The following is a 24991-nucleotide window of genomic DNA, read 5'->3' as shown; positions in this document are numbered from 1 at the left end:
CGGCGACGGCACCTGACTTGGTGCGGGCCTTCCGGATGAATCTCATGGTCATGGTTCTAGCCTACGGTGGGCGCATGAATTAGTGTCCCTTTTCGATCTTCTGACCGGATGAATGGTCAGGTCAGAGGGTATTGATGATATACAATCACTAACCGTGGCACGATACAGGAGAAGTCCCATTTGAGGCTATTTAGCACTGTTTCAGACCATAGGAAAGTACCACGTCGGCACTACGGAACCAGCCCGTAAAGACAACTCGCTGGGGTTGCTGCTTCACTTGTGGGTGCGAAGGCGAGTGTTGGTTGAGTTTTTGTCGGAACCATCTTCGCACCTCCCGTAAACCACAAGTATTCGTTTAGTTAATTAGATCTCAGACGTGACTGTATTAATATTGGTAGAAGCCGATTCCTTCTCAGTATTCTGGGAAACTCAACTCATAAAGGGCGAAATGATGTCCAGAGCCCTGAGTCCACGTCGTCAGAAAAGAAGTACCATCTAAAGCTGTTTAGCAAGTAGCTTACCTCGGGGCATTGTCTTCGCTAACTCGTATTGGATCTTTAAGAAATCATTGTGGAGTAATTCTGGTATAGTTTTTTTCGTAAATAGCATGCTCTGCTGCGCCATTCTCCAACGCAGATATACAGTCTGATAAATCACCATTAAATATGGTGCTTAGGTATTCCGGTTCAAACTGCCACCACCGCGTTGCAAGTAAGCGATTTTTAGTTTCTTCCTCGAACCTCCATTTAATGAAACGCGCTGGAATACCACCGACAACTGCGTATGGTTCGACGTTGGAAGTGACAACTGCACCCGCTGCAATAATGGAACCATCGCCGACAGTTACCCCCGACGCGATTTTTACGCCGTCTCCAATCCAGCAGTCATTCCCGATAATTACTCTCCGCTTAGGATCATTGGATACCAAATTGGAATTCGATGGGTTAACTGGAAACGGGAAATACGGAGACGTCGTAATGTTGTTGTAATCATGGATCCCCAGGCCAATCGTTACATCTCGTCCAATACTGCAATATCTCCCGATCTCAACATAACTCCTTAGGAAACCACGATTCATGTACGTTCCAAAACCCACAAAAATAGTTCCAATTATTTCACACCCTGCGAGTCTGACTTCTGGTTCAGCGAAACACGCCCATCCCTTGGACACAATCTGAGAAAGTAAAGGGGGCTTTCGACTTTTCACAAACACTCACCTCCCAAAAACGAAACTTATCAATCATTCATCAACCGAGACAAAAAATACAATCAAGTATATTGGATATTTTACTTTTGCCGCTTCACTGAGGAAATCGAACTAATATTGAGCACATCTGGCAGTGTAATCTCAGTTTCGCCATCAAGGTGCCTCCTCAGAAGAATTATCTCAAATAATAAATCGTCCATTTCCGTTAATAGTTTGTTTTCCGTGTAACTAATCAGACCCTCAACACCACTCAAAATCTTGTTTTTAATGTCAGAATCATCAAAGGATTTAACTGATTTATTAATTTCTTTAGCTTCGATTATAATTTGAGAAATTAAGTCGGACTCTCGTTTACTGGCCCTCGCGCGAGCTCCTTCGTGATCACTCAACTGCTTTCTCAATAGCTCAGTATTAGTTTTCAAACCTTCCAACTCAATGTCCAGGCCACCCCGCAAGATGCCATCAAGATCGTTCAACGACTCTTGCACTTTAGAAATATGATTGCCGAAGCGGTCACTGAACTTACCGGTATGAGTGGCAATCTGACTAGAGATCTCGTCAATCTGGTCACTTAGGCGTCGCAGCATATGCTCTGCAGAAACACGTGACTTTTCGGCTGCCCTCACTCGAGCACCCTCATGGTCCGCAAGCCTACGACTATTTAACCGGACTTCAGAAAGAATCTTTTGGGATCCCCTAGCCCTTGAACTTTCGTGATCGATTAGTCGTTTCGAATTGTCATCAAGGCAGGTAAGCATCTCCTTAGCTAGAAGATTTTGCCGTTTCTCCATCGCCAGAAGTGTATCCTTCGTGTTCTTCGCATACTTCGCATTTTGGCGACGAATGCGCCAAGTTTCAATGAATAGGAAGAGTAGGACTAGAGAAAAACCAGCAAGAACAACAGTTGAGATATCAGCCAACAACCACAGCAGATAGAGGGCTACAATGCTGAATACCAAATAAAGTAATGACGCTAGAGAATCTAACCTTTTCATTTGTTATTCCCCTTCGCTACGCGGCTAACAAAGGCGCGAAGATGCAAGCTCATGATAGGTGCCATGTTAGACATACGCTTTGCTTCGACGGATTCACTGCCTAACGTAGAAATCCCATTCCACATAACCTCATCGTTACAAATCATCGGAAGAAATTCAGTTAGTTCTTCTGGTCCTGAGATTTCGACCGACGCCCCACCGAAGGTCTCCGAGAGCGACTGAGGCATTTCAGTGTGAATTACAGGCACCCCGAGTGATGCGGCTTCTACTGGAACCATCTCGAAGGTTGCAAACTTAATAGGATTCACCATTAATTTTACGGTGGAGAGTCTTGCTTCGTACTCTTCGATCATGAATGGCCAGACTTCGTCAATATCTAAAGGCACTTGATTCGCCGGACGGTATTGTTGAACCGCAATAATGGGCTCGTTCGGTACTGCTTTTCGAATTGCCCGAATCCATGCGTGAACGTCCCCTTCTACTAATTCAGGGTTCGACAATTTACCGATATCGCCGATAAATACACCCTTACGGTCTTCAAAACGTAGTGGCGTTTCTCGGAAAGTTTCCAGGCTCTTAGGGAAAACAGTCATTAGGTGACTGATAGTTTTGAACGCTTTGAGTTGCTTGACTAGGGTTGAAAAAACCATCAATGATACGACATTTCCATGTCGCGACTCATACTCTTTCATCTTTGCAACAATGAGTTCATTTCGGTTCTGCATGATATTTAGCGAGAGATTAATAAGTACCGGAATACCGGCAATTGCGTACTTTTCAATTAATCTTTCGACAGAAGCAAAATCAGGTCGTTCTGGATCACCTACATAAATGATTACGCAATCGGGGTCGAAAACATTAACGTCTTCGAGGTTGCTAGTTTCAATATCGTAAAGTTTTACCTCGTGACCAGCTGCTATCAGCATGTCTTTTGTCAGGTGGGCGCTCTTTAAGATTCCGCCCTTCTTCCACCTTTGCTTGTCAGTTCTACCGATGAACGCAACTTTCAGTGCGGAGCTTTCTTCCGAAACGGTGATTTCATTGATGACCCAAGGCTGATGCCTCTGTACAAGTTTGGTAACCATCTCTCCGACATCAAGGTTCTTATGTTGAGCCTTGCCCATCGATACCGTCGAGATTGCAGCTGGCGTATCAATTGGAGTCGCTTGGTCTGTTTCGTGTCGAAGGACAACCATCGGCACCTGTTGAAGCTGACACTGAATACCAAGGTATACGTCAGCCATATTGGGAAGCCTAAAGTCTTCAGTAGTCAGAGAGACCGTCGACGTGTGAAACCCACAAATGCCCGTTCCCAGAATATGGACAAAGGTGTCCCTACCGCGTAACTTGGAAAATGAAAGTACTTGTCGATACTTGGCATCATAGAATTTCTGGAAGTCATCTTTAAAGATCGATCCATGCCAACCGACAACAGCTTTTCGGGAGTATTTTTCAATTCCGTTTATAATTATCTGCACGTAATTACGTGGGTAAACGATGTCGTCATCACAAGTTAGATAGTAACCTTCGAAGTGATCCATAAATTGGAATTTTCCGCGGTCACCCAAGTCTGGACCAGTAAAGTAACGCACATTTTTGTATTCAGGCAACTGATCATTAACAGAGTCGACGGAATTTAAATAAACGAAAATTTCATCTGCTTGGGGTGCTAGCTGCTGAAGGACAGTGCTCAGACCAGATTCGCGGCCAGGCATTGATGCAATGCCAATTCTGACTAAGTCAGCTCTCTTGCGTACCGTGATTTCTTCTTTTGCCAAATTTCTATCATGTGCTTCGAAATCAGCAAGGTTAAGACGGACTTCGTCTTCAATTTGAGGTGCAAAGCTTGCCAGCAAGTTATCAAAATACATTCCTGGCTTCTTCACAGAATTAGATTGTGCTTCGACGTCTCGGGCTAACCGCTTATAGGCTTTAATTGACTTAAAGAGTGCGTTAGAAAGATCCAAGTTTTTGTCATTCGCGCTGTACATTTAGTCCCTTATTTATTCGTGTTCCGGACAAGCTTACGGCCATTCAGCACTTCCACGAGTCTTTTAGCTTGATTGAAAGTTGCTTGTTTTCGAGAATAAAATATGTAATTATCACTTCGTCCCAGAATTGCAATTACTTCGTATGAGTAGCTTTTTAGAATTTCATAGATTTTTCTGTAATTTTGAACATCGTGTATTTCCACCGATATTATCGGTAAGGAACGCTCAATGGTTTGTAGCGCGCCAAGTAGAACATCGGCTTCAGCACCCTCGACATCAACTTTGATAATACTTACTGATTCAGATACTTCTAAATCAATAGTAGATGTTTCCCACCGACCTTCCATGTCAATTTCGCCGCTGTACGTTCCACCGTTATCTTCGATATTCTGATGGAAATCGACTCTCTTGACGCTGGACCAAAGGGCGACCGGTCGGAGAACTACTTTGTTATCAAGCTCGTTAGCAGCGATATTCTTTCTGAGGATCTCTATGTTGCTCTCAATTGGTTCAAAAGTATAAACTTTTTGACCGAGTATCTTTGCAAAGAAAACGGTATGATTACCGATATTTCCACCTGCATCAAGGATGCTTTCATTTTCCACGAGAGTTGATAAGTGCCCGAGTAAAATCAGCACATCCTCTTCATAGAATCTCATGTTGCGTCGGATCTGTTCGAATAGGTATTCCCCGCTGATGCCGCAAAGCTCTACAGAGTCGTTTCCGTAGTTGAACTCTACGGATTCATTGCGTGGAACCTGTTCATTCGGATCAGTTTCTTGTTCGCGCACTTGAGCATCCCTGTACTTTCGGTAGTGTCTTGGTTCTCACGGCATTTATCCTCTGAGGCCTTAGTAACGCCAGTCAGTCCACCGCGAACTTAGGTTAAGATCTGTGTTCAGGTTGTGATTCTTAGAACTCTGATCAATTGTAATCATAATATGTGCGAAGTTTGCTTCTTGCTCAGTTACCGTGTTTGTGTCCTTGGACCCTAAACTCGACACGGATCCTGCTCGCAACTATGGGAACAGTACCGACAATTTTTGGTTCTGGGCAAGCCTTTGAATTAATAAATTCCACACTAATCTCAGACGTCATTTTGCAGCAACGTCGTCATCCCAGAGCTTCGACAGACAACGGAACTCCCTGCGATGCCAAACTAATTTGCATCGCAGGGAGTTCCTACAAGTAAACTTCTAAATCTCTAGATAACGATGCGTTATTCGGAAAGGTTGATCTCCCGCGCAACGCTCGCACCGATTGCAGCGCCGACAACATCAAGCACTCCGCCAGGAAGCGCCGAATCAATGTTGATGACAGCAACCGCTTCGGCACGTGCTTCATCACGGGAGACCTGCATGCCTGCAATATTGATGCCCTGCTCCCCCAGCACGTTGCCCAGTGACCCGACAACGCCTGGACGGTCGGCGTAGCGAACAATGATCATGTGATCCGTGATGGGGATTTCAATCTCGTGGCCGTTGATTCCGACAAGCTTCTCGATCTGCTTTGGACCGGTCAAGGTACCTGCAACAGCAAGCTGGGTACCTTCGTTGGTAGCGCCCTTGATGGTCAGCTGGTTGCGGTACTCAGGCGAGTCTGCGGTGGCGACCAAACGGGTAGCCACACCACGCTGCTCGGCAAGCACCGGAGCGTTGACGTAGGAGACCTGGTCCGAAACGACATCCATGAAGACGCCCTTCAATGCGGAGAGCTCGAGAGCCTTCACATCCAGGGACGCGATCTCCCCGGCAACGACTACGTCGATGCTGGTCAGCGAGCCGGAAGTCAGTGCATTGAAGATGCGACCGAGCTTCTCGATCAGCGGGATGCCTGGGCGGACGTTCTCGTCGATGACACCGCCTGCAACGTTGACGGCGTCTGGCACTAGTTCGCCAGCCAGTGCGAGGCGGACCGACTTAGCTACAGATACGCCAGCCTTCTCCTGAGCCTCATCAGTGGAAGCGCCCAAGTGCGGAGTGACGGTGACGTTCTCAAATTCGAAGAATGGCAGGTCGGTGCTGGGCTCGGTCACGAAAACGTCAATGCCGGCACCGGCGATCTCTTCATTCTTCAAGGCTTCATACAGCGCGTCTTGATCTACTAGACCACCACGGGCCACGTTGATCACGTAGGCGCTCTTCTTCATCTTGCCGAAGGCTTCCTTGCCCAGCATGCCCAGAGTCTCTGGAGTCTTTGGCATGTGAATGGTGACGAAGTCAGCCTGTGCCAACAGTTCATCCAGGGTTACCAATGTGACGCCCAGCTGGGAGGCGCGTGCGGGGGTGACATATGGGTCATAAGCAATGACATCCATGCCGAAGCCCTGCAGGCGTGCTGCGACCAAGGCACCGATGCGGCCCAAGCCGATGATGCCGGCCTTCTTCTCGAACAGTTCAATGCCGGTGAAAGAGCTGCGCTTCCAAGCGCCGCTCTTCAGCGAGGCGTTGGCTGCCGGAATGCGGCGGGCCAGGGAGACAATGTGGCCCACGGTCAGTTCTGCTGCCGAGATGATGTTTGAGGTGGGAGCGTTGACCACCATGACGCCGGCCTGAGTGGCGGACTTGATGTCAACGTTGTCCAGGCCTACGCCGGCACGGGCGATCACCTTCAGGTTCTTGGCGGCGGCGATGGCCTCGGCGTCAACCTGGGTGGCGGAGCGCACCAGAATGGCGTCTACGTCTGCGATTGCTTCGAGCAGCTGGGAGCGGTCCGCTCCGTCTGTCTGACGAATTTCAAAGTCGGGACCGAGCGCAGCGACAGTTGCTGGGGATAGTTGTTCGGCCAGAAGTACGATTGGCTTGTTGTCAGACACGGGTGTGGCACCTTTGCGATTTCTTGGGCTGATGCTTGCATATTGGTGATCGTTGATAATCGCCAACATGTTCTACCCTAGCGCCGTGGACGCTCAAAAACCGTTGAATATACGCATATTACGCAGCTTCTTGATGACTTTGTGAAAACTTTCACTTGCACCGTAGAATAATCTTTTTTACTGATAACGTGACCTGCAAAACACCGTCAGCTGCGGATGATGCTCACTTGATCTGTGCCTCCAAACCGTATATTCGGGGATTAGACAGCCTGACTCGTCTGGTAAACCTTGGGCTCATTGAGACGCTTCCTCATTCATGGACGTGGCACGGAAGTGGTTATACGATCAGCTGAGGGTTGAAACGCTATCACTGCGATTTGTGGTGAGTCCGAAACTTGGGAACATATGGAAACACACATTGGAATCATTGGCGGAGGGATCTTGGGGATCGCTCTTGCCCGCGCGTTGTCGCTTAAAGGTGAACACCGCATAACTGTGCTCGAAAAAGAAGCAACGCTTGCGAGCCACCAAACCGGCCGTAACTCCGGAGTAGTCCACGCTGGCTTGTATTACCAGCCTGGCTCGCTCAAGGCTCAGCTGTGTGCACGCGGTAAAGCGCTGACCCGTGAATACTGCCAGGAACATGCTCTGCCCTACCGGGAGCTGGGAAAACTAGTTGTTGCTTTGGGAAATGACCAGCTAGGACGACTTGCCGGCATGGAGCAACGTGCCATAGCGAACCAAGTCCCAGGATTAGCGCGGCTGCGCCGCGATGAGCTGGTGCAAATCGAACCTCACGTCGCAGGAATTGCCGCCCTGCATTCTCCGCAAACCGCCTCGGTGGATTATGGCGCCATAACGCGCAGCATGGCTGAAGAGGTCAAGGCTGCTGGCGGGGAGATTTTGCTGAACTCCGAAGTTACCGCCGTCAAGGTTTCTGACCAAGCTTGTTTAGTGTCCACCAAGGAAGGCACTCACCGCTTTAATCAGCTCATCGTCTGTGCGGGTTTGCAGTCAGACGTGATCGCACGAAAGGTCGGCGCAGATCCCTCACCTAAAATTCTTCCCTTCCGCGGCGAATACTGGGTGATGAGTAAGAGTTCGTCAGCAATGGTCAAGGGAATGATCTATCCGGTCCCCGACCCGCGTTTCCCCTTCCTAGGTGTGCACTTCACCCGCGGTGTATATGACGAGGTACATGTAGGACCGAACGCGGTGCCGGCGTTAGCGCGGGAAGGCTACGACTGGAAAACATTTTCATTCAAAGACACTATGGACTCACTACGCTGGCCAGGCGCATCAACTCTAGTCAAAAAATATTGGAAGATGGGTGCCGCGGAAATCGGCGCCTCGTTGATCAAGCCGTTGTATCTGAAGCAATCCAAGGCCTACCTTCCAGAACTCAAATCAGCAGATCTCGTCAGCAAAGGCAAAGCCGGAGTACGTGCGCAAGCGTGGAGCAAAGACGGTTCGCTGCTTGACGATTTTGCCGTGGACCAGGTTGGCCCGGTGACTGTGCTGCGCAATGCGCCTTCGCCAGCCGCCACCTCAGCGATGGCCATTGCTGACTATGTGCTTGAGCACTACCCCGTAGGCCGTCCACGATAAAAGTGTCGCCTTAGACGTTGATGTAGTCCGCGCACCAAGGTCCTAGCTGGTTCGCACATTGGTCTCGACGTCACCTTCCTAGCTTTGAGATTTACACACCCGAGATTCTCTCGTTTTCCATGTATTTCCTGTCTTCCGCACGTTGAGCTACATATTCTGGGTACGGGCATGTCCTAGCTAAGTTCATGCTCAAAAACTTCTCCCCTGTGCGGGAGCTTCCTTGGGGGATGTAATGAGCGTGGCGCAATTGAAAAGTCGTGAAGCCAGAGAACGTCGCGCTACGAGAAATTCTCGTTTCTGGGTAGCACTCGCTGCCCTTGCCGGACTGCTACTCTCCTTGTTGACGGTCGCGCCAGCGCACGCCGCCGAGCAGTGTGGTCCCCAGGACAATGCCATTGTCTGCGAAAATTCTAAACCTGGGTCACCGTGGACCGAATGGGATATCGACGGAGCCGGGGATGACTCAATCCAAGGATTTGCCGCTGATATCAGTGTGAATGTCGGAGATCCTATCGATTTTAAGATTGACACCGATGCCTCCGCATACTCCATCGATATTTACCGTACCGGCTGGTATCAAGGTCTCGGCGCACGGAAAATCACCTCTATTTCGCCCAGCGCTCAGCTTCCGCAGATCCAGCCCGAATGCTTGACGGATGTAGCTACCGAACTGACCGACTGCGGCACATGGGGTATCTCGGCAACCTGGAATGTCCCAAGTGATGCGGTATCGGGCGTGTACCTGGCAAAACTCACCCGCACCGACACCGGGGATTCAAGCCACATCACCTTTATCGTGCGCAATGAATCCAGCACCTCTCAGGTGCTTTTCCAAACTTCTGACCCCACCTGGCACGCATATAACCTCTACGGTGGTTCAGATTTCTATTCCGGAGCAGACAACGGCCGCGCTTTTAAGATCAGCTACAACAGGCCCTTCGCGACACGTGATGGAATTGAAGCCAGAGATTTCTATTTTGGGGCCGAATACCCAATGGTCCGATTCCTGGAACGCAATGGATACGACGTCAGCTATTTCTCCGGTGTTGACACCGACAGGCATGGAGACCTGCTCACCAACCATAATGTCTTCCTTTCCGTAGGCCATGACGAATACTGGTCCGGCGCCCAACGCAGCAATGTAGAAGCCGCCCGGGATGCAGGGGTGAACTTGCAGTTCCTTTCTGGTAACGAGGTGTACTGGCGTACCCGGTATGAGCCTTCAACTACCGGAGGAAATGATTACCGGACGTTAGTCAGTTACAAAGAGACCTGGTCCAATTCCAAGATTGATCCTTCCTCCCAATGGACGGGCACTTGGCGCGATCCGCGCTTTGCATCTCAAGAACAAGGCGGAGGTCTTCCCGAAAATGGGTTAACTGGCACCGCCTACGTGGTGAACAGTGGAGATCTCCCGGTCACGGTGAACGCACAAGAAGGAAAAATGCGCCTCTGGCGCGATACCTCTCTGGACAGCCAAACGGCGGGCAGCAAAACTGAACTTGCTCCGCATACCGTAGGTTATGAATCCAATGAAGACTTGCCCAACGGTTTCAGGCCGCCAGGGCTCATCCACCTGTCCACTACCACCGGGAACATTCCAGAATATTTGCAGGACTTCGGCAATCAAGTAGCCCCGGGGTCCACCACGCACCACACCACTCTGTATAAGGCAGCAAGCGGAGCTTCGGTCTTTTCCGCCGGTTCTATTCAATGGACCTGGGGACTTGATCAATGGCACGACGGTAATGGCGCGCCAGAAGATCCACGGATGCAACAAGCTCAGCTGAATCTGTTGGCAGACATGGACGCCTTACCTGCAACGCTTATGAGCAATCTAGAATTTCCGGACGCTCCCAAAGATCTTCAGGCTCCCTCGGTTCAGGTAACCTCGGCACCGGCGAGCGCGGTTTCCTTTGGCGAAATGGTCAGTGTAGAAGGCACCGCCAGTGACGTGCAGGGACAGGTCGCTGCGGTTGAGTATTCCTTTGACTCAGGACTTTCCTGGCAGCTAGCCCAAGGCACCACACAATGGTCAATTAACACGGTTCAACTCGGATCCGGTGAAAATGATCTGCTCGTCCGTTCGGTTGACGATTCTGCCAACTACCCCGCAGAGGCAACCCCTGTACCTTTCGAAGTAAAAGGACCATATAGCGCCTTCGGCCAACAAGAGCCTAAGACCAAGGATTCCGGGGACGGTTCCTCGGTGGAGCTGGGGTTGCGGTTTACTGCTGCGTCCGAGGGCTATGTCACCGGTGTCAGGTACTACAAGAGTGCTGCAAACACCGGTAATCATACCGGTACGCTGTGGAGCCTGAACGGCACCGAATTGGCGACAACCACTTTTAGCAATGAAAGCAGCACCGGCTGGCAAACCGCGTCATTCAGCGAGCCGGTAGAGGCACACGCCGGTGATGAATTTGTTGTCTCTTACTACGCACCTAACGGACACTACTCCGTGGCCGTCCAAGATTTCGCCTACCGTGGTGTTGATTGGTCTCCGGTGAAGGTTGCCGGCGGTTTTGGCACACCTTCAGCAGGTCTTTACAGTAGCTCTGCAGGTTTCCCTACTACTGCGTGGGACCGTAGCAACTACTACGTGGATGCGGTCTTTGAAACTGGCGCATCCATAGTACTCAGTGCCTATGGTCAGTCACCTATCCCGACAGCCAATAGCGTGCCGGTGACCGCGTCCATAGGTGCCACTCTTTCCAAACAAAGTGATCCGTCTTCTGTCAGCCTCAAGGTTCAGGACTCTTCCGGACAGAATGTTTCCGGCACCACCAGCTACAACCAGACCACGCGGCGGGCCACCTTCCAGCCGGAGGAACCACTAGCTGAGAGTGGCAGCTACACGGTCACCCTGAGCGCCACAGACTTGACCGGAAATCCGGTGGACCGCGGCAATACGTGGACTTTCAATACTGTACTGCCGGTACCCACAGATCCGGCTGCTTGTCCGTGCGGCCTGTACAACTACCAAGATATCCCCGCACAGCCTGTAGTTAATGACGGGAAGCCGGTTACTCTAGGCACCAGGTTCTCCGCGGATACTGACGGTGTGCTCAACGGGTTGAAGTTCTACCGGTCTCCCGGTGAAACAGGCACACACACCGGATGGCTCTATTCATCCAATGGCAACACCATTGCCCAGGTTCAATTTCCTGATGACTCGGCCACCGGCTGGCAGTATGCCGCCTTTGATTCGCCGGTCAGTATCCAAGCAAATACTGAATATGTTGCTGCCTACCGAAGTAATGGAATCTATCCAGTAACTCCCGGAGGGCTTGGCCAGCCTGTGCAGGCTGGACCACTTCGTACTACGAGCAATGCGGGGCACTACAGCTACGCCGAGGAATTCCCTGGATCTATGGTCTCAGCAAGTTATCTCGTTGACGTCAGTTTCACGGCTCGGGGCAATCCTGTCAGCATTACCGGTCAAACACCTGCCAAGGGCGCAAATGATGTGTCGGTGGATACTGAAATCTCCGCAACCTTCAGCGAATCTCTGGAACCAGGCGCCACCTTGGAAGTCAGTACTGCCCAAGGAAGTATTTCAGGTACCTCCATACTCGCTGCGTCCGGTAATTTACTGACCTTCACCCCGGATGCTGCACTGCCCGAAGCCACCGTAGTGAGTGTTAAGGCCACCGGTATTGTGGGCGCAGAATCTGGTGAAGTTTCGCTGCCTTCGTGGACGTTTAGGACGGCGGGCCAAGGCCCAGCCTTAAACACCTTCCTTGAAGATCAGCAGCCGGCCCAACTTGATCCTTCCGATAACGCTCCGGTGGAGCTCGGTCTGAAATTCAGTGCGCAAAAAGATATTCAAGTGCACGCGCTGCGCTACTACCAGGGTCCTGCGGGGCACGGTGAGCATTCAGGCTCTATCTGGGATTCCACTGGTGCAAAACTGGCCACCGCGACATTTGCACAAACCACACAGCAAGGGTGGCAGACTGCCTACCTGGACAGCCCAGTTACCATGACCCAAGGCAGTGAATTCACCATTTCTTATCAGGCCCCGTCAGGAGGCTACGTCTTTACCTCCGCGGACTTCGCCAATGGAAAAGCAAACGCTGAGCTTTCACTGACTGGTTCTAATGGGCTCTTCACCTATGGTTCAGGAAGTGTCCCAGCCAGTTCGTGGAATAGCAGTAACTATTTCGTGGACTTGGCCTATACGGTCAGCACTCCAGGTGGATCTGCCGAGCCTACCGAGTCGGCTACTCCTACCAGTCCCACCGCAACTCCTACCGAATCGGTGCAAGCTCTTGAGGTGACCGGATTTGTGCCGGGCGCCCAGTCGTCAGGGGTCGGGACTGCTGCAGCTATTTCCGTGAGCTTCAATCAGCAGATCGATGCTTCGGCAACTCTTACGGTATCTACCGGGGACACGACCATTGCCGGCACTACCGCAATCAGTACTGATGGCAATACCCTGGCATTCACTGCTACCGAGCCACTGCCAGCAGACGCGATCATGACCGTGACGCCAGCGAACATCAGCTCCCCGGGCTCACCGGAATTCAAAGTCGCTCCGTGGTCATTCCGCACCGCACCATTGGCACCTGATGATCCGTTGGCCTGCCCCTGTGGTTTATTCGGCAATACCGACACCCCAACGGTGGCAGCAATACATGATGGAGTACCGGTAACTCTGGGCACTCGGTTCTCTGCGGATACTGCAGGAGAAATCCTCGGAATGGAATTCTTCCGTAGCGTCGGCGAAACCGGGGCGCACAATGGCTGGCTCTACTCCACCACCGGTGAAGTTATTGCCGAGCTAGTCTTCCCTGATGTTCCGGTGTCCGGATGGCAGTATGCTGCATTTGATTCGCCAGTACCTATTGATCCCAATAATGAATATGTTGCAGCGTATCGAAGCAACGGCGTCTACCCAGCCTCACCAGGTCTATTGGGGAACGCATTACAGGTTGGCCCGTTAAAGACCAGCGGATCCGCCGGCCACTACGGTTACAACCAAGGCTTCCCCGCCTCCATGGTTTCCACCAGTTATCTCGTGGATGTGAGGTTTAAACCAGCGGCAGAACCGATCGCGCTCACTGACAGATCGCCGAGTGCTGGTGCCAGTGATGTCGCAGTAGACAGCGACATCACACTGAACTTCAGTCAAGCAGTGAGTGGCGAAGCAATAATCGCGGTGAGTGCTGGCGCCACTTTGGTTGACGGCACCACCCTCATCTCCAACGGGAATAAGACGCTGACTTTCAGCCCAACGGCTCCGCTACCCGAAGCCAGCGTGATTACAGTGGATACGGTTAATCTCCTAGGTGCGGGAAGCACCCAAGAAGTTTTTGCTCCATGGACTTTCTCCACCGTGGGTATCACTACACCCACGGTCTCCTTCCTCGGGCTGAATGAAACGCCAACTGTGCTGGATCCAGGCGATACCGCAGCGGTTGAATTGGGTATGCGCATGGTGGCGGAAACAGACGTACGTCTCCACGCCCTTCGCTATTACCAAGGACCCGGAGGCATCGGCTCTCACACCGGTACCGTTTGGGATTCCTCCGGTACTCAATTGGCTACCGCCAGCTTTGAATCGACTAGTGAACAAGGGTGGCATACCGCCTATTTGAGCACCGCCGTGGAAATCTCTGAAGGCACGGAGTTCACCGTTTCCTACCATGCGCCAAATGGTGGTTACGTGCATACTCCTGCGCAATTCGCGGATGGAAAATCTAATGGTGAACTGCGGTTGGAAGGTTCAAATGGCGTCTTCCGCTACGGGAACACTAGTAAACCCGGCAGTTCCTGGAACAGTAGCAACTACTTTGTGGACGTGCTCTACGAAGTTTCACAAGCTGACCCGACTGCGGGTCTAACACCCGAACCAAGCCCTCCAGTTCAGTCGGACAGCACGGCTGACACCGGAACTACGGAAACCCCACAGACACTAGACAGTGATTCTGTAGCTACAGAACCGGTGGCAAGTCCCACGGAATCATCTGCCAGCCGGGCAGCACAGGACGCGGAGGTGGCAAGTGAAGAGCCGTCCACGGTGGCACCTACGCCCTGATCACCGAGCCGATACCACCGGCTTAACCAGTGGTACGCACTACCGACGGTGACCACGCATCTTTGATAAATAGCTTGCGTTCGGAGTTGGTGGAGGCCAAGATGCTGTAGACATCACTGTCGCCCGCACTTCCGGTGCGTGGCATGCCGAAAATCAATGTCTGCGAATCCAGCCATTCCAGCTGATCATCAAATCCTTGTTCCAGCGGGAGGATGATTTCCCTCTGCGTCGTAAGATCTAGGACGGCAATATCCCAATGCGCCAGCCCACTCTGAGCCCGGCGTTTTTTGTAAGCCACTTTGGAATGATCCGGCGCAACGGATGGGCACTCAGCATTCTGGATGACGGAGTTCATCCGGCGCTCTTCCAAGTTCCCCTCCACCATCCACGTCTTATCTGCGGAAGCCACAGTGGCGTAGAACTTGTTTTCAGAAACAAAAGTTACGCCCCAAACGTTGCGGTCTACAGCTGTCAGTTCATGCCCATCAATGAAAATCGAGTAATCTTCAAGGTTTCCGAAGTCCTCCCCCTGCACGGACTTGATGACAGTCTCCGTAGAGAAACTGTCGGCGGCATAGGAATGCCCGGTGACAAATGCGGTGGTGGCTACCAGCCCTCCCTCGGAGATTCGTGTTCTGCTGGGAACTCCGGGCAACGGCCATTCAGCGATAGTATTTGCTTGCGCGTCAAGGATCCGCGTTTCAAAGGTTGTCGGGATTCCGCGCTGAGTGCGCATACAGGAAATATATTCGGTCGTCGCGTCGACCCTGTCACAGGCGGTCTGAGATAGTTCCCGAGGTCCTTGCGGCTCTGCGATAGCTACCGAGGCAATCTGCCCATAGCCTTCACCCATGGCGGTGTTGCGAAAGACTATTCGATTTCCGTCATGTAATTTATCGGTGATCTGGGCTGCGGATGCCCCGGTGGTCCGTGCTTGATAGCGTCCAAAGGCTTGCACCGCGTAGACCGTTACAGAACCAAGTGCTAGTACCGCAACGATTGCCAGGATGAGCCACCTGGTTTGAGCCGACATGCCGGCCGCCTGCTTAGTCATGAAGTTAGTGTACTTTCAGGTTCCCGGTGTTTGGACAGCAAGAGCCGACATGCCGGCCGCCTGCTTAGTCATGAAGTTAGTGTACTTTTAGGTTCCCGGTGTTTGGACAGCAAGAGCCGCCAGGCCACCGGCACCAACAGTAGTAGCAGCGCTGCGGCGATCAGCATGGCGGTGGTGCTGCCAAGGAGAATCCACAGCACTCCGAACCCGGTAGAGGCAAATAATCTCGCCACAGCTACCACCGTCTGGGCGGCTCCGATGGCCGTCGACGTTGCTCCAGTCGGTGCCAGTTGGCCTGCAAGCGCCGCTAAAACACCATCCGTAGCAGCATAGAAAGTACCCAGAAGCGCCAGTGCACAGATGAGGAAGAGCAAGGAACCGCCGGCCCCGGCACAAATATATGCCAAGGCGAGGGCTAAATGCCCAAGGACAAAGACCCCTGCACGGGATGTCTTATCTGCAATTCTTCCCAAAGGAACAGCAAAAATGAGGAAGAACAAGTTGGCTCCCACAAAAAGGAGCGGGAACCACATTGCCTCCAGCTGCCCATGTTCCATCAGCGCCAGATAAACGAAACCATCACCGATGGTCAGGAGTCCAAGGAAACCAGCGGCTAGCAGCACCTTTCCCAACGGCCCACGCACCAGCTCTCGGATTTTCGGCCACGGAACACTGCTGGTGCTTTCTTCACCGCGGTCTTCAGCAGCTTCATGCTGAACGAGTTTCCGGTTGGGCACCAGCAGTGCCAAGACCGCTACACCCAATACTGCGGCAGCCAACGACACCACAAAGACCATCCGGTAGTCCCCCGGAACCAGCATGAGCACCACAAACGCTAGCAGCGGGCCGACAGTAGCGCCCACCGTATCTAACAGCCTGTGTAGCCCGAAGGACCTGGCTAAATGCTCGGGTTGCGAAGCTTGCTGAATCATTGCGTCACGCGGTGCGGTACGGATCCCCTTACCAATGCGGTCTAATCCAATGACCGCAAGGATTCCGCCAAATCCTGTGGCAAACAATAATCCAACACGAGCAGCCATGGACAACCCGTAACCTGCTGCGGCAATCGGTTTGGGTTTGTTGCTGCGATCAGCGGCATATCCTGCTCCGATGCGGACCACGGAGCTAATGGACTGGTTCATTCCCTCGAAGAAGCCATAGGCAACCATGGAGAGACCCAGTGCGCCGGTAATATAAAGCGGTAGAACTGCGGCCACGGATTCTGAGGAAATATCAGTCAGCATACTGACTATTCCCAGAGCAATGACCGTCGGAGAGGCTTTGAACGCCACGGTTTTTGCACGGTTCGCACCAGAGGCTTTACGCGAGGTCCAGTCCGCGAGGCTCAGATACACTCGCTACTCCTGGATTTCAAATACTCCGGCTGCAACGATTGACGTTGCCCCGGTAGGTAGTTGGCGAATCGTTACCGTCGTAGAGTCCTCACCAAAAGACCCCAGCAATTGAGTCACACCGGTGACCGGTTCACTTTGCGTAGTCAGCCAGTGCTGCTTCTCGAAGTGCTCAGAATAGAAGGAAAGAACCTCATCTACGCTCGCGCTGCTACGACCTTCGACTCCGACAAAAACCAGCTGTTCCTGCTTCTCTACCGAAGACTGAACGATAGTTGTGGATTTGGGCACCGGTACCGCGTCTTTGGGAAATTCTTTGGTCAGTTTGCCGGTGGACACACCGGTTTTTGGAGCCTTCTTTAATACGGGTTGACGTTCCGGTGTATCCGGCAGTTTGAATTGCGAAGCCTTGGGTTGTTCGGGTACTTCCAACCGCGATTCCGAAGCGCTAGGTTTCGGGTCCCAACTTGGACGGGTAGCCTCAGCTTTGGGTTCGCCAGACTTTTTCTCTTCAGTCTTTGGTTTCATCGGATCAGAATCTTTGCCGGTTGCGGACGGGCTCGCGGATGCTTGAGCGGACGCAGCAGATGAAGCCGTGGGAGCGGTGGACAAGTGAGTTTGCGCAGTGTCAGCGGACGGGTCAGCAGTAGGAGTAGACCCGCCGAAATCCAGGGCGAGCGCGACCACCAGCAATATCGCGGCGGCGCCCAGCACTATAGACACAAGTATTTTGCTTTTCATATTTCCCCCATTAGTTATCATGCTCCCCCAGGATCACGAGATAACCTGCTCACTAGGCTATACCTCGGCCTGTAGAGATATAAGCGCAATAGGTCCGGAGACATACTCGATATTTACTTGGCAGGACTCGGGTAAACAGTGGGTTGCACTTCCCTTCTGCGTTGATCAATTTTTCTCGCTGAATACAGAACTATGCTCGGAAGATAGAGGCATACGGCATTGGGGTCCGTAGGCTCAACGGTTCGTGTTGAACCGAATTCTTGGGGGAAATTCATGACTCACATCGAGCGAAGTGCCGATGTGTCGCCTTTAGCGACCATTGGCAATGAGAGCAGCGTTTGGCACCTGGCACAGGTTCGCGAAGGTGCTGTTCTCGGAGAAAACTGCAACATTGGACGAGGCGCTTACATTGGTCCCGATGTTGTTCTGGGTGATAACTGCAAGGTGCAAAATTATGCGCTGGTTTATGAGCCGGCGTCGCTGGCTGATGGGGTCTTTATTGGCCCTGCCGCGGTACTGACCAATGACCTCTTTCCACGCGCCATCAATCCTGATGGAACCCGCAAGGGAAATGAGGACTGGGAGGCAGTCGCAGTCACCATAGAACAGGGCGCCTCCATCGGAGCGCGTGCCGTCTGCATTGCACCAGTGCATATCGGAGCTTGGGCCATGGTGGCCGCCGGCGCGGTAGTCAACCGGGATGTCCCGGCCCATGCACTGGTAGTTGGCGTGCCAGCACGGCAGATTGGCTGGGTAGGCACGGCCGGCCACCGACTGGAATTCACCGATGGCTCCTGGCAGTGCCCTGCCACCGGTGAACGCTATGACCACCTCGGCTCCGATTTCACGGTTCCGGCCTAACCGGCCACTGGTATCTCCCGCACTTTCCACCATTCCAAAGCCCGCGCTGTCTTCGACCGGGTTTGGTGGTGCTTACACATCTTTCAAGGAAAATCATGACTGCCACAAATCAACGCGTGGATCTGGCCGGAATAGTGGTGGATCTACTCACTCAAACGGACGCCGTCAATAAAATCATTGGCCACGCACGCCAGTCCAAACAATCACCGGACGCCGCACTGTCACCGTTATCGGTAGTTTCAGCAAATCTGGACCATATCGTGCAGTTTGGTCACGGAAGCCGTTGGCAAGGGGTGCTGGGTGACTCCCTGCATCCCAGTAGGCCGCTGCGCTACATGCCAGAAGCACCCTCCCCCTTTGATGCACCGCCAATGTTATGGCTGAACCTCATCGATGGGGCACCGTTAGTCATGCGCACCAAACAATTGACCGGAAAGCTCTGGCCAAGGCTCGCTGGAAGCGATCTGATTGGCCCCATCCTCGATGAAGCCGAAGTTCATGGACTGCGTGTGGGATTCCTTGGTGGCCAGCCTAAAATTCAAGCCGAGCTCGCCACACAGCTAGCCGAACAACGACCCAATCTGCGCGTCTCAGGATTCTGGTCCCCGGAGCGCAATGAGATTGAAAACGAAACTCTCTCGATGCAATTAGTGGGCGCCATTCGTGAAAGTAACACCGACATTCTCGTAGTCGGGCTGGGTAAGCCACGTCAAGAACTGTGGATGGCATCTTACGGATCATTGACCGGAGCCAGTGTTCTTTTAGCCTTTGGCGCTGTGGTAGATTTTCTGGCCGGAACCGTACAACGTGCACCTGGATGGGTGGCTACTTCTGGGCTGGAATGGGCGTGGAGACTAAGTCTTGAACCTCGCCGGCTGGCACAGCGCTACCTCGTGGATGATCCTCCGGGATTGCTGACGCTGCAACGGGCAAGCAAGCTCATCTCCCCCACGCAGGCAAGTCCGCTGGTGCAAAAACCTGCCCGCAAATTCCCGAGATTACAGCCACCAGGTGAGGGAAGGTTCGTTGCTGGGAAAGCTCCGGTGGATGTTTCGGTCATCGCAGTGACCTACAACAACGCCGACTCAGTTGAGCAGCTAATTTCCTCGTTACGTGATGAAGCTTCGGGGCTACGGCTGCGAATAGTCATTGCAGATAACGGCTCGGTGGACAGTACGGTACATCTGTTGGAAAAGCATAATGATGTCATCGTGGTCCCTACCGGTTCCAATCTTGGCTATGCTGGCGGGATCAATGCAGCGAGGCCATATACCGGCGACTGCGAAGCGGTGTTGATCCTCAATCCTGATCTTTATGTCAGTCCCGGATCTATCCAGCGACTGCTGAACAGAATGTGGCTCTCGCAGGCAGGGATTGTTGTCCCACGCCTCCTGGAAGAAGACGGAACCACCTACACGTCCTTGCGCCGTGAACCAACTGTGCTTCGCGCGACTGGTGATGCACTGTTCGGCGAGCGCGTCTCACGACGCCCAGGTTGGGGTTCAGAAATTGAATACAATCTTGAAAGCTACGCCCATCCGCATCAAATTGATTGGGCCACCGGAGCGGCACTGCTCATCGATTCAGCATTAGCCAAAGAACTCGGCCCCTGGGATGAGCAGTTCTTCCTCTACTCGGAAGAAACCGACTACTTCAAGCGTGCCAGGCTGGCCGGAGCACGGGTCTGGTATGAACCGGAGTCTTCAATGACCCATCAAATGGGCGGATCCGGAGCCTCGGTGCAGCTGGAGACCCTCATGGCTGTGAACCGCATCAGGTATGCACGTAAGCAGCAGCCTGCGCGCACCGCCACAATGTTCCAGAACGCCGTCATAGGACACGAAGTCTTGCGTTCCTGGAAGCCACAACGCGGTGGTGTGCTGCGCGCAGTAGCCACTGAACGCTCCTGGTCAAGCCTGCTGGCGGCTACCCACGGGAGCAAACCTCATGATGGTTTCCCCCTCGGTACGGTGATTATCCCCGCACACAACGAGGCGGCCGTCATTGCCCAGACGTTAGAACCTCTGCAACCGCTTGCCGAGCAAGGACTGGTCCAGGTCATTGTTTCCTGCAATGGGTGCACCGACGACACCGCTCAGGTTGCCCGGCTTTTTTCCGGGGTGAAAGTCATTGAGATATCTACGCCGTCAAAGGTGGCGGCGTTGAACGCGGCAGAAGAAATAGCCAAAGGATATCCAAGACTGTATTTGGACGCAGACATCATCATCACTGCCTCAGCCCTGAGAATGGTCTTTGAACACCTTGGGGAACGCGGCGCACTTTCGGCAAGACCGGCATTCACCTATGACACGGCAGGAGCCTCCAGCATCGTAAGGGCCTTCTACCGGGCACGGCGCCGGTTACCAGGCACCAACGATGCTCTATGGGGTGCCGGCGCGTATGGCCTAAGCCAGACCGGACGAGCACGATTCACGCAGTTCCCCGCGGTAGTCGCCGATGATCTATTTATTGATCAATTGTTCGGGGCTCAGGAGAAAACCGTGCTCCCCACAATTCCTGTGCAGGTCAAAACCCCGCGCACCGTCGGGTCCCTGCTTGCCATACTGCGCAGGAACTACCGCGGACAGCAGGAGCTACTGCGCCAAGACCAAGCAACGTCCACCACCCGGTCAACACTCGGCCAATTAGCGAGGTCTATTTCAGGGCCAATCTCTGCCTGGGATGCGTTGGTATATGCCGGCATGGTTACCGTAGCCCGTAGAAGCAAAAAACCTGTCGCCACCGGTGCAGGGGTTTTCTGGGAACGAGATGATTCAAGCCGCCGGGCGGCTTAGTACCCAGCAAAAGCTGACTGCGTGATCTGGCATGGTCTGCTTCTCTTCAACGGTTCGCTGACAAACCATCACAGAAACTAAGATCATCTACTAGTAAATATAGGTTGGAATCACCGGCAGACGCCGGTGATTCCAACCTATATATTCGCTGCACTCCTGCCTCGTGCTTGGCTCGAGTTCTGCTGACCGCCGGCAGCTACGTGACCCATCGTCTTGAAGTTAAGCCTCCCGGCGCAATAAATCCTCGGGCCGAGTCAGCCTAGAGGAACCCGGTTTATTATTTGGCCACACAGTTGGTGACGGGCACCTTGTAAATATGGATGGTATTGCCGTCGGCGAAGTGGTCATCGAAGATTCCCTCCGTAGCCTTTAGGCTTCTGTTTTCATTGAGCACTTCTACATCAGTTGAACCCACACATTGCAGTGTGAATGATGCCTTCTGCTTGGTAGGTTGCGCTGACCCGGCAAGTACGTAAAAGTGATCCTCGTAAGATTTCACTCGAACGTTGACTGCACCCTCGGCACTGAGTACCCCCTCGGCAGTGACCGAATTCAGTGCCGGAGCCAAACGTGAAACTTGGTCGTTAATCCGTGCAACGGCTGAGCTGTTGTCCTCGCCGCAGTCACGCAGGACGTGTTGCGAGGCGCATTGTCCAGAAAAACTATGATTGAAATACACTATGCCTCGGGCTCCCGCGATGAGGCTCTGCCACACTGCTGCACGGATTTGTGCGGGGGTTACCGTAGGTAATTTCTCGTCGCTAAAGGGACGACCCAACTCTACAAACCCCCATACAGGTTTACTGCCCGCAGGCTGAATATAGTCCCGGATCTGCTTTACCGTATGTCCATAGTTAGCCGCGAGCCGGCATTCGGACACGGTTAAATCTCGTGGCTCTTCAAAGCGTGTTCCACCCTCGGTCTTGTGACAAATATTGGGATCGGTAAACCAGTAGTTATCTGCCGATACCACGTCGGCATAAGTACTGGTGAAATGTGTTCCGACTTCATCATCACCCCAGAAGGTCACGCCTTTGCCGAAGTTCGCGTAGACCATTGTTCCTGCTGGCGCTTTCTCTAAAGACTCCGCCAATACTGTATAACCACACCGGCTCTCTTCTGGCTCGCAGATAGGGGCCTCTCCTGGCCAAGCTCCCGTCCATACTCCCTCGCCGGATTTACCCCACATATCCACCTCGTCGGGTAGAACAAAACCGTTGAGGCCTGGTTGGGGCGTACCGCTTAGTACATACGATCCGACGTCATGTGCAAACTTTGGATTGGATTCAGGGGTTAGTTCAACATAGGTATTGATGCCGAAGGAGCGATCAGTCACCGCATCTTGTGCATCCATCAGACTTTCATGCCACACCGCAAGCGGAAAATAAGACGGATCATCGGGTAAAGAATCAACAAATTCACCATAATAAGCGGACCCCCCATCGTTGGCGGTAGTGTCGAAGGTTTGCTCAGCGACTCCCACCGCGTTGGTGCATCCTGCTATAAGAGATCCGGCCAACAAGATGAAACCTAGCTTGCCTACTTTGCGTAGTTGTTGATTTCTCTTGGAGGTGCACAGTTCTACGTCCAAGTTGTGCAATGTCTTTGTCATGACCAGCCCGTCTTTCGGAGAACTATTTCATGTGCCGTCGCGGCCGCCATAATGGTCAGGAACGCCAGTAAAAGAAGTGCCCATTTGGTGCGTGGCAGTATCTGAACGGGGACCACTGCTTCAGGGTAAATGTCGGTAATAATATGTGCACTGCGTTTCACGTTCATTTGCTGTTGCGGTTCCTCGGCCAGAGCGGTCAGTTCGGTCATCGTTTGATCCATGGTCGATAACACCTCTTCCGCTGACGAGGCGAGCACTTCAACGGTGATCGTTGCTTCTCTCTGGTAGGTCTGCCATTGCCCGCCAGCGTTGGGTACACGTACCAGTTCCCCACTGCGCACACCGGTGCCATAAATGGGAGCAGTGACTGGTTCAATAGTCGATGGCCCATGTATTCCGGTGTACGTTTCTTTCACTAAGGCAGCAAAAGGTATCAGATCCCGCGCATCGGTGCGCAGGGAGTTTCCTCCTACCGCGCTGGATGGTGGCAGGAATACCAAATCCTGCTGCGTCCAATAAGTGCCAGGCGCTTGCCTGATTGCTTGGGCAACGGGCAGTGCGAGCACAACTATTAACACCGCAGCGGCAGCAGCAAACATCCGCGCCTTTTTAGGACCAATGCTAGGAACCGCCATTTTCGGGTGTAGACGTTCGGAATCCTTGGACAACCTCCAATACGCCGCACTAATCCCGAGCACTAAGAAGAGCACGCCGGGCGCCTGAGGGAACGAGAAACTGTCAAAGAATGCCATCAGCGTGGCGCTGGAAATTATCGAGGCGGCCAGGCCCACGCCCAAATGATTATTTAGCGATTCCTCGCCAGTGCTTCTGCCTGCAATGGCGCAGTAGACCCCTGTAGCGAGCAACGCGACAAATGCGAATGCACCGACAATTCCGATTTCCAATACCAGTAACAGCAGCTGATTATCCAGGATTCGGTAGCTGGGCAAGAAGGTGCCAAAACCACGTCCAAAAAACGGGTTTGTACTAAATACTTGGAAAGCGAAGTCCCAGCTTCCTGTGCGGGATTCCACACTGGAATCACCGCCCTCAAACATTTCCATGATGGCGCGTAAGACCGAAGGAAGAGCGATCATCACCGCGCCGGCTCCGGCAATTCCCAGCAACACGACTCTGCGGCGCAAACGCGCATTCCAGAAGGGCATCATGGCAAGTATCCCCAGCGCCAGGCCGATTAGTGCCGAGCGCGTCAAGGAAACAAATGAAACACCCACCAGTACTGCCACCGGAAAAAAGCGTCGGATGAACCCTAGGTTCCGGTCCCCAATGCACAGGGCAATAGCCAATGGCACCAGGCTACTGACAACTGCGGCGAATTCCAGGGCGTGCCGTGCAGTTCCCCGGGGGCGCATGAATCCGCTACGCAGATCGACGCCACCGTCAATGCTTGCCAAACCAGGCGTTGGGAATCGATCGATGAGTACCGTGCCGGTAAGGAACTGATACATGCCCAGTGATGCCACCACAGCACCGAGTACAACAAGACGTCTGCATAAGACGGCTAATCTTTCCTTGGACTGGATTCCGTCAGCGGCTACGAAGAAGGCGCCGGCAAACCCTGCCAAGCGCAAGATGCCCATATCTGCAGCGTTCTGATCCGGCTGCGGCAGATTTGAGGAGGCCGCTACGACCTCGCTGATCATCACGGCCGCGGCAAACGCTAAAAAGGTGAGGTACACCGGATTGGAGAACCTCACCCGGCTTGCAAGGCGGGTTCGATACCAGAGCCACCAGACCATAAGTCCTATCGACAGCAGGACCGCCGGTGTTCCGGCGCCGCCTAACTGCGCGATAGTTCTGTCGCTGGGGACAATGAGAAGCACTACTGCGTATACCGTCAGCCCGGTTACTGCATCGGCTTGCACTCGTGCCGGTTGCGGCAATGGCACCCATCTA

14 protein-coding genes are annotated in these 24991 nt (G+C 52.9%); 4 read left to right on the top strand and 10 right to left on the bottom strand.

The window, feature by feature from the left end:
• Positions 1 to 565: 565 nt before the first annotated feature.
• The 5 genes from VJ369_RS18290 to serA form a co-directional block, all read right to left on the bottom strand.
• The gene (locus tag VJ369_RS18290) at positions 566 to 1078 is read right to left on the bottom strand and encodes a CatB-related O-acetyltransferase (protein WP_324093432.1); all 513 of its coding nucleotides are present in this window, start codon (positions 1076 to 1078) and stop codon (positions 566 to 568) included.
• Positions 1079 to 1287: 209 nt separating this feature from the next.
• Positions 1288 to 2202, bottom strand: a complete 915-nt coding sequence (locus VJ369_RS18285; protein ID WP_324093431.1) for a hypothetical protein — start codon at positions 2200 to 2202, stop codon at positions 1288 to 1290.
• Positions 2199 to 4193, bottom strand: coding sequence for a hypothetical protein (locus tag VJ369_RS18280; RefSeq protein ID WP_324093430.1), 1995 nt, complete (start codon positions 4191 to 4193; stop codon positions 2199 to 2201). The genes VJ369_RS18285 and VJ369_RS18280 overlap by 4 nt, the downstream gene beginning before the upstream one ends.
• Before the next feature lie 8 nt (positions 4194 to 4201).
• Positions 4202 to 4984: an FkbM family methyltransferase gene (locus VJ369_RS18275; RefSeq protein WP_324093429.1), complete on the bottom strand. Its 783-nt coding sequence runs from the start codon at positions 4982 to 4984 to the stop codon at positions 4202 to 4204.
• Between the two features lie 428 nt (positions 4985 to 5412).
• Positions 5413 to 7008 (bottom strand): phosphoglycerate dehydrogenase, encoded by a 1596-nt coding sequence (gene serA, locus VJ369_RS18270; protein WP_324093428.1) that lies wholly within the window; start codon positions 7006 to 7008, stop codon positions 5413 to 5415.
• A 405-nt stretch (positions 7009 to 7413) separates the two neighbouring features.
• On the opposite strand from serA, the gene lhgO reads away from it, so the two are divergent.
• Positions 7414 to 8616, top strand: a complete 1203-nt coding sequence (gene lhgO, locus VJ369_RS18265; protein WP_324093427.1) for an L-2-hydroxyglutarate oxidase — start codon at positions 7414 to 7416, stop codon at positions 8614 to 8616.
• 238 nt (positions 8617 to 8854) lie between these two features.
• Positions 8855 to 14659 (top strand): DUF4082 domain-containing protein, encoded by a 5805-nt coding sequence (locus VJ369_RS18260; protein WP_324093426.1) that lies wholly within the window; start codon positions 8855 to 8857, stop codon positions 14657 to 14659.
• 22 nt (positions 14660 to 14681) lie between these two features.
• On the opposite strand, the gene VJ369_RS18255 is transcribed toward VJ369_RS18260, so the two are convergent.
• From VJ369_RS18255 to VJ369_RS18245, 3 genes are all read right to left on the bottom strand, one after another.
• Positions 14682 to 15713, bottom strand: coding sequence for a hypothetical protein (locus tag VJ369_RS18255; RefSeq protein ID WP_324093425.1), 1032 nt, complete (start codon positions 15711 to 15713; stop codon positions 14682 to 14684).
• Between the two features lie 68 nt (positions 15714 to 15781).
• Positions 15782 to 17068 (bottom strand): MFS transporter, encoded by a 1287-nt coding sequence (locus VJ369_RS18250; RefSeq protein ID WP_324093424.1) that lies wholly within the window; start codon positions 17066 to 17068, stop codon positions 15782 to 15784.
• A gap of 3 nt (positions 17069 to 17071) precedes the next feature.
• Positions 17072 to 17806, bottom strand: a complete 735-nt coding sequence (locus tag VJ369_RS18245) for a hypothetical protein (protein WP_324093423.1) — start codon at positions 17804 to 17806, stop codon at positions 17072 to 17074.
• A 273-nt stretch (positions 17807 to 18079) separates the two neighbouring features.
• Between VJ369_RS18245 and VJ369_RS18240 the strand changes: the two genes are divergently transcribed.
• Together VJ369_RS18240 and VJ369_RS18235 are read left to right on the top strand one after the other, a co-directional pair.
• Positions 18080 to 18667 carry an acyltransferase gene (locus VJ369_RS18240; protein WP_324093422.1) on the top strand — a complete coding sequence of 196 codons (588 nt, stop codon included), beginning with the start codon at positions 18080 to 18082 and terminating at the stop codon, positions 18665 to 18667.
• Positions 18668 to 18762: 95 nt separating this feature from the next.
• Positions 18763 to 21462, top strand: a complete 2700-nt coding sequence (locus tag VJ369_RS18235) for a WecB/TagA/CpsF family glycosyltransferase (RefSeq protein WP_324093421.1) — start codon at positions 18763 to 18765, stop codon at positions 21460 to 21462.
• 277 nt (positions 21463 to 21739) lie between these two features.
• Here VJ369_RS18235 and VJ369_RS18230 read toward each other — a convergent pair whose 3' ends face one another.
• Together VJ369_RS18230 and VJ369_RS18225 are read right to left on the bottom strand one after the other, a co-directional pair.
• On the bottom strand, positions 21740 to 23074 hold the full coding sequence (locus VJ369_RS18230; protein WP_324093420.1) for a hypothetical protein: 1335 nt from the start codon (positions 23072 to 23074) through the stop codon (positions 21740 to 21742).
• Positions 23071 to 24984 carry an O-antigen ligase family protein gene (locus VJ369_RS18225; RefSeq protein WP_324093419.1) on the bottom strand — a complete coding sequence of 638 codons (1914 nt, stop codon included), beginning with the start codon at positions 24982 to 24984 and terminating at the stop codon, positions 23071 to 23073. The genes VJ369_RS18230 and VJ369_RS18225 overlap by 4 nt, the downstream gene beginning before the upstream one ends.
• Positions 24985 to 24991: the final 7 nt, after the last annotated feature.

This window comes from Glutamicibacter sp. (assembly GCF_035257265.1).
Classification (GTDB): Bacteria; Actinomycetota; Actinomycetes; order Actinomycetales; family Micrococcaceae; genus Glutamicibacter.
Note: the sequence above shows the minus strand (reverse complement) of the source record. Positions and strands in the feature narration are given on the sequence as shown.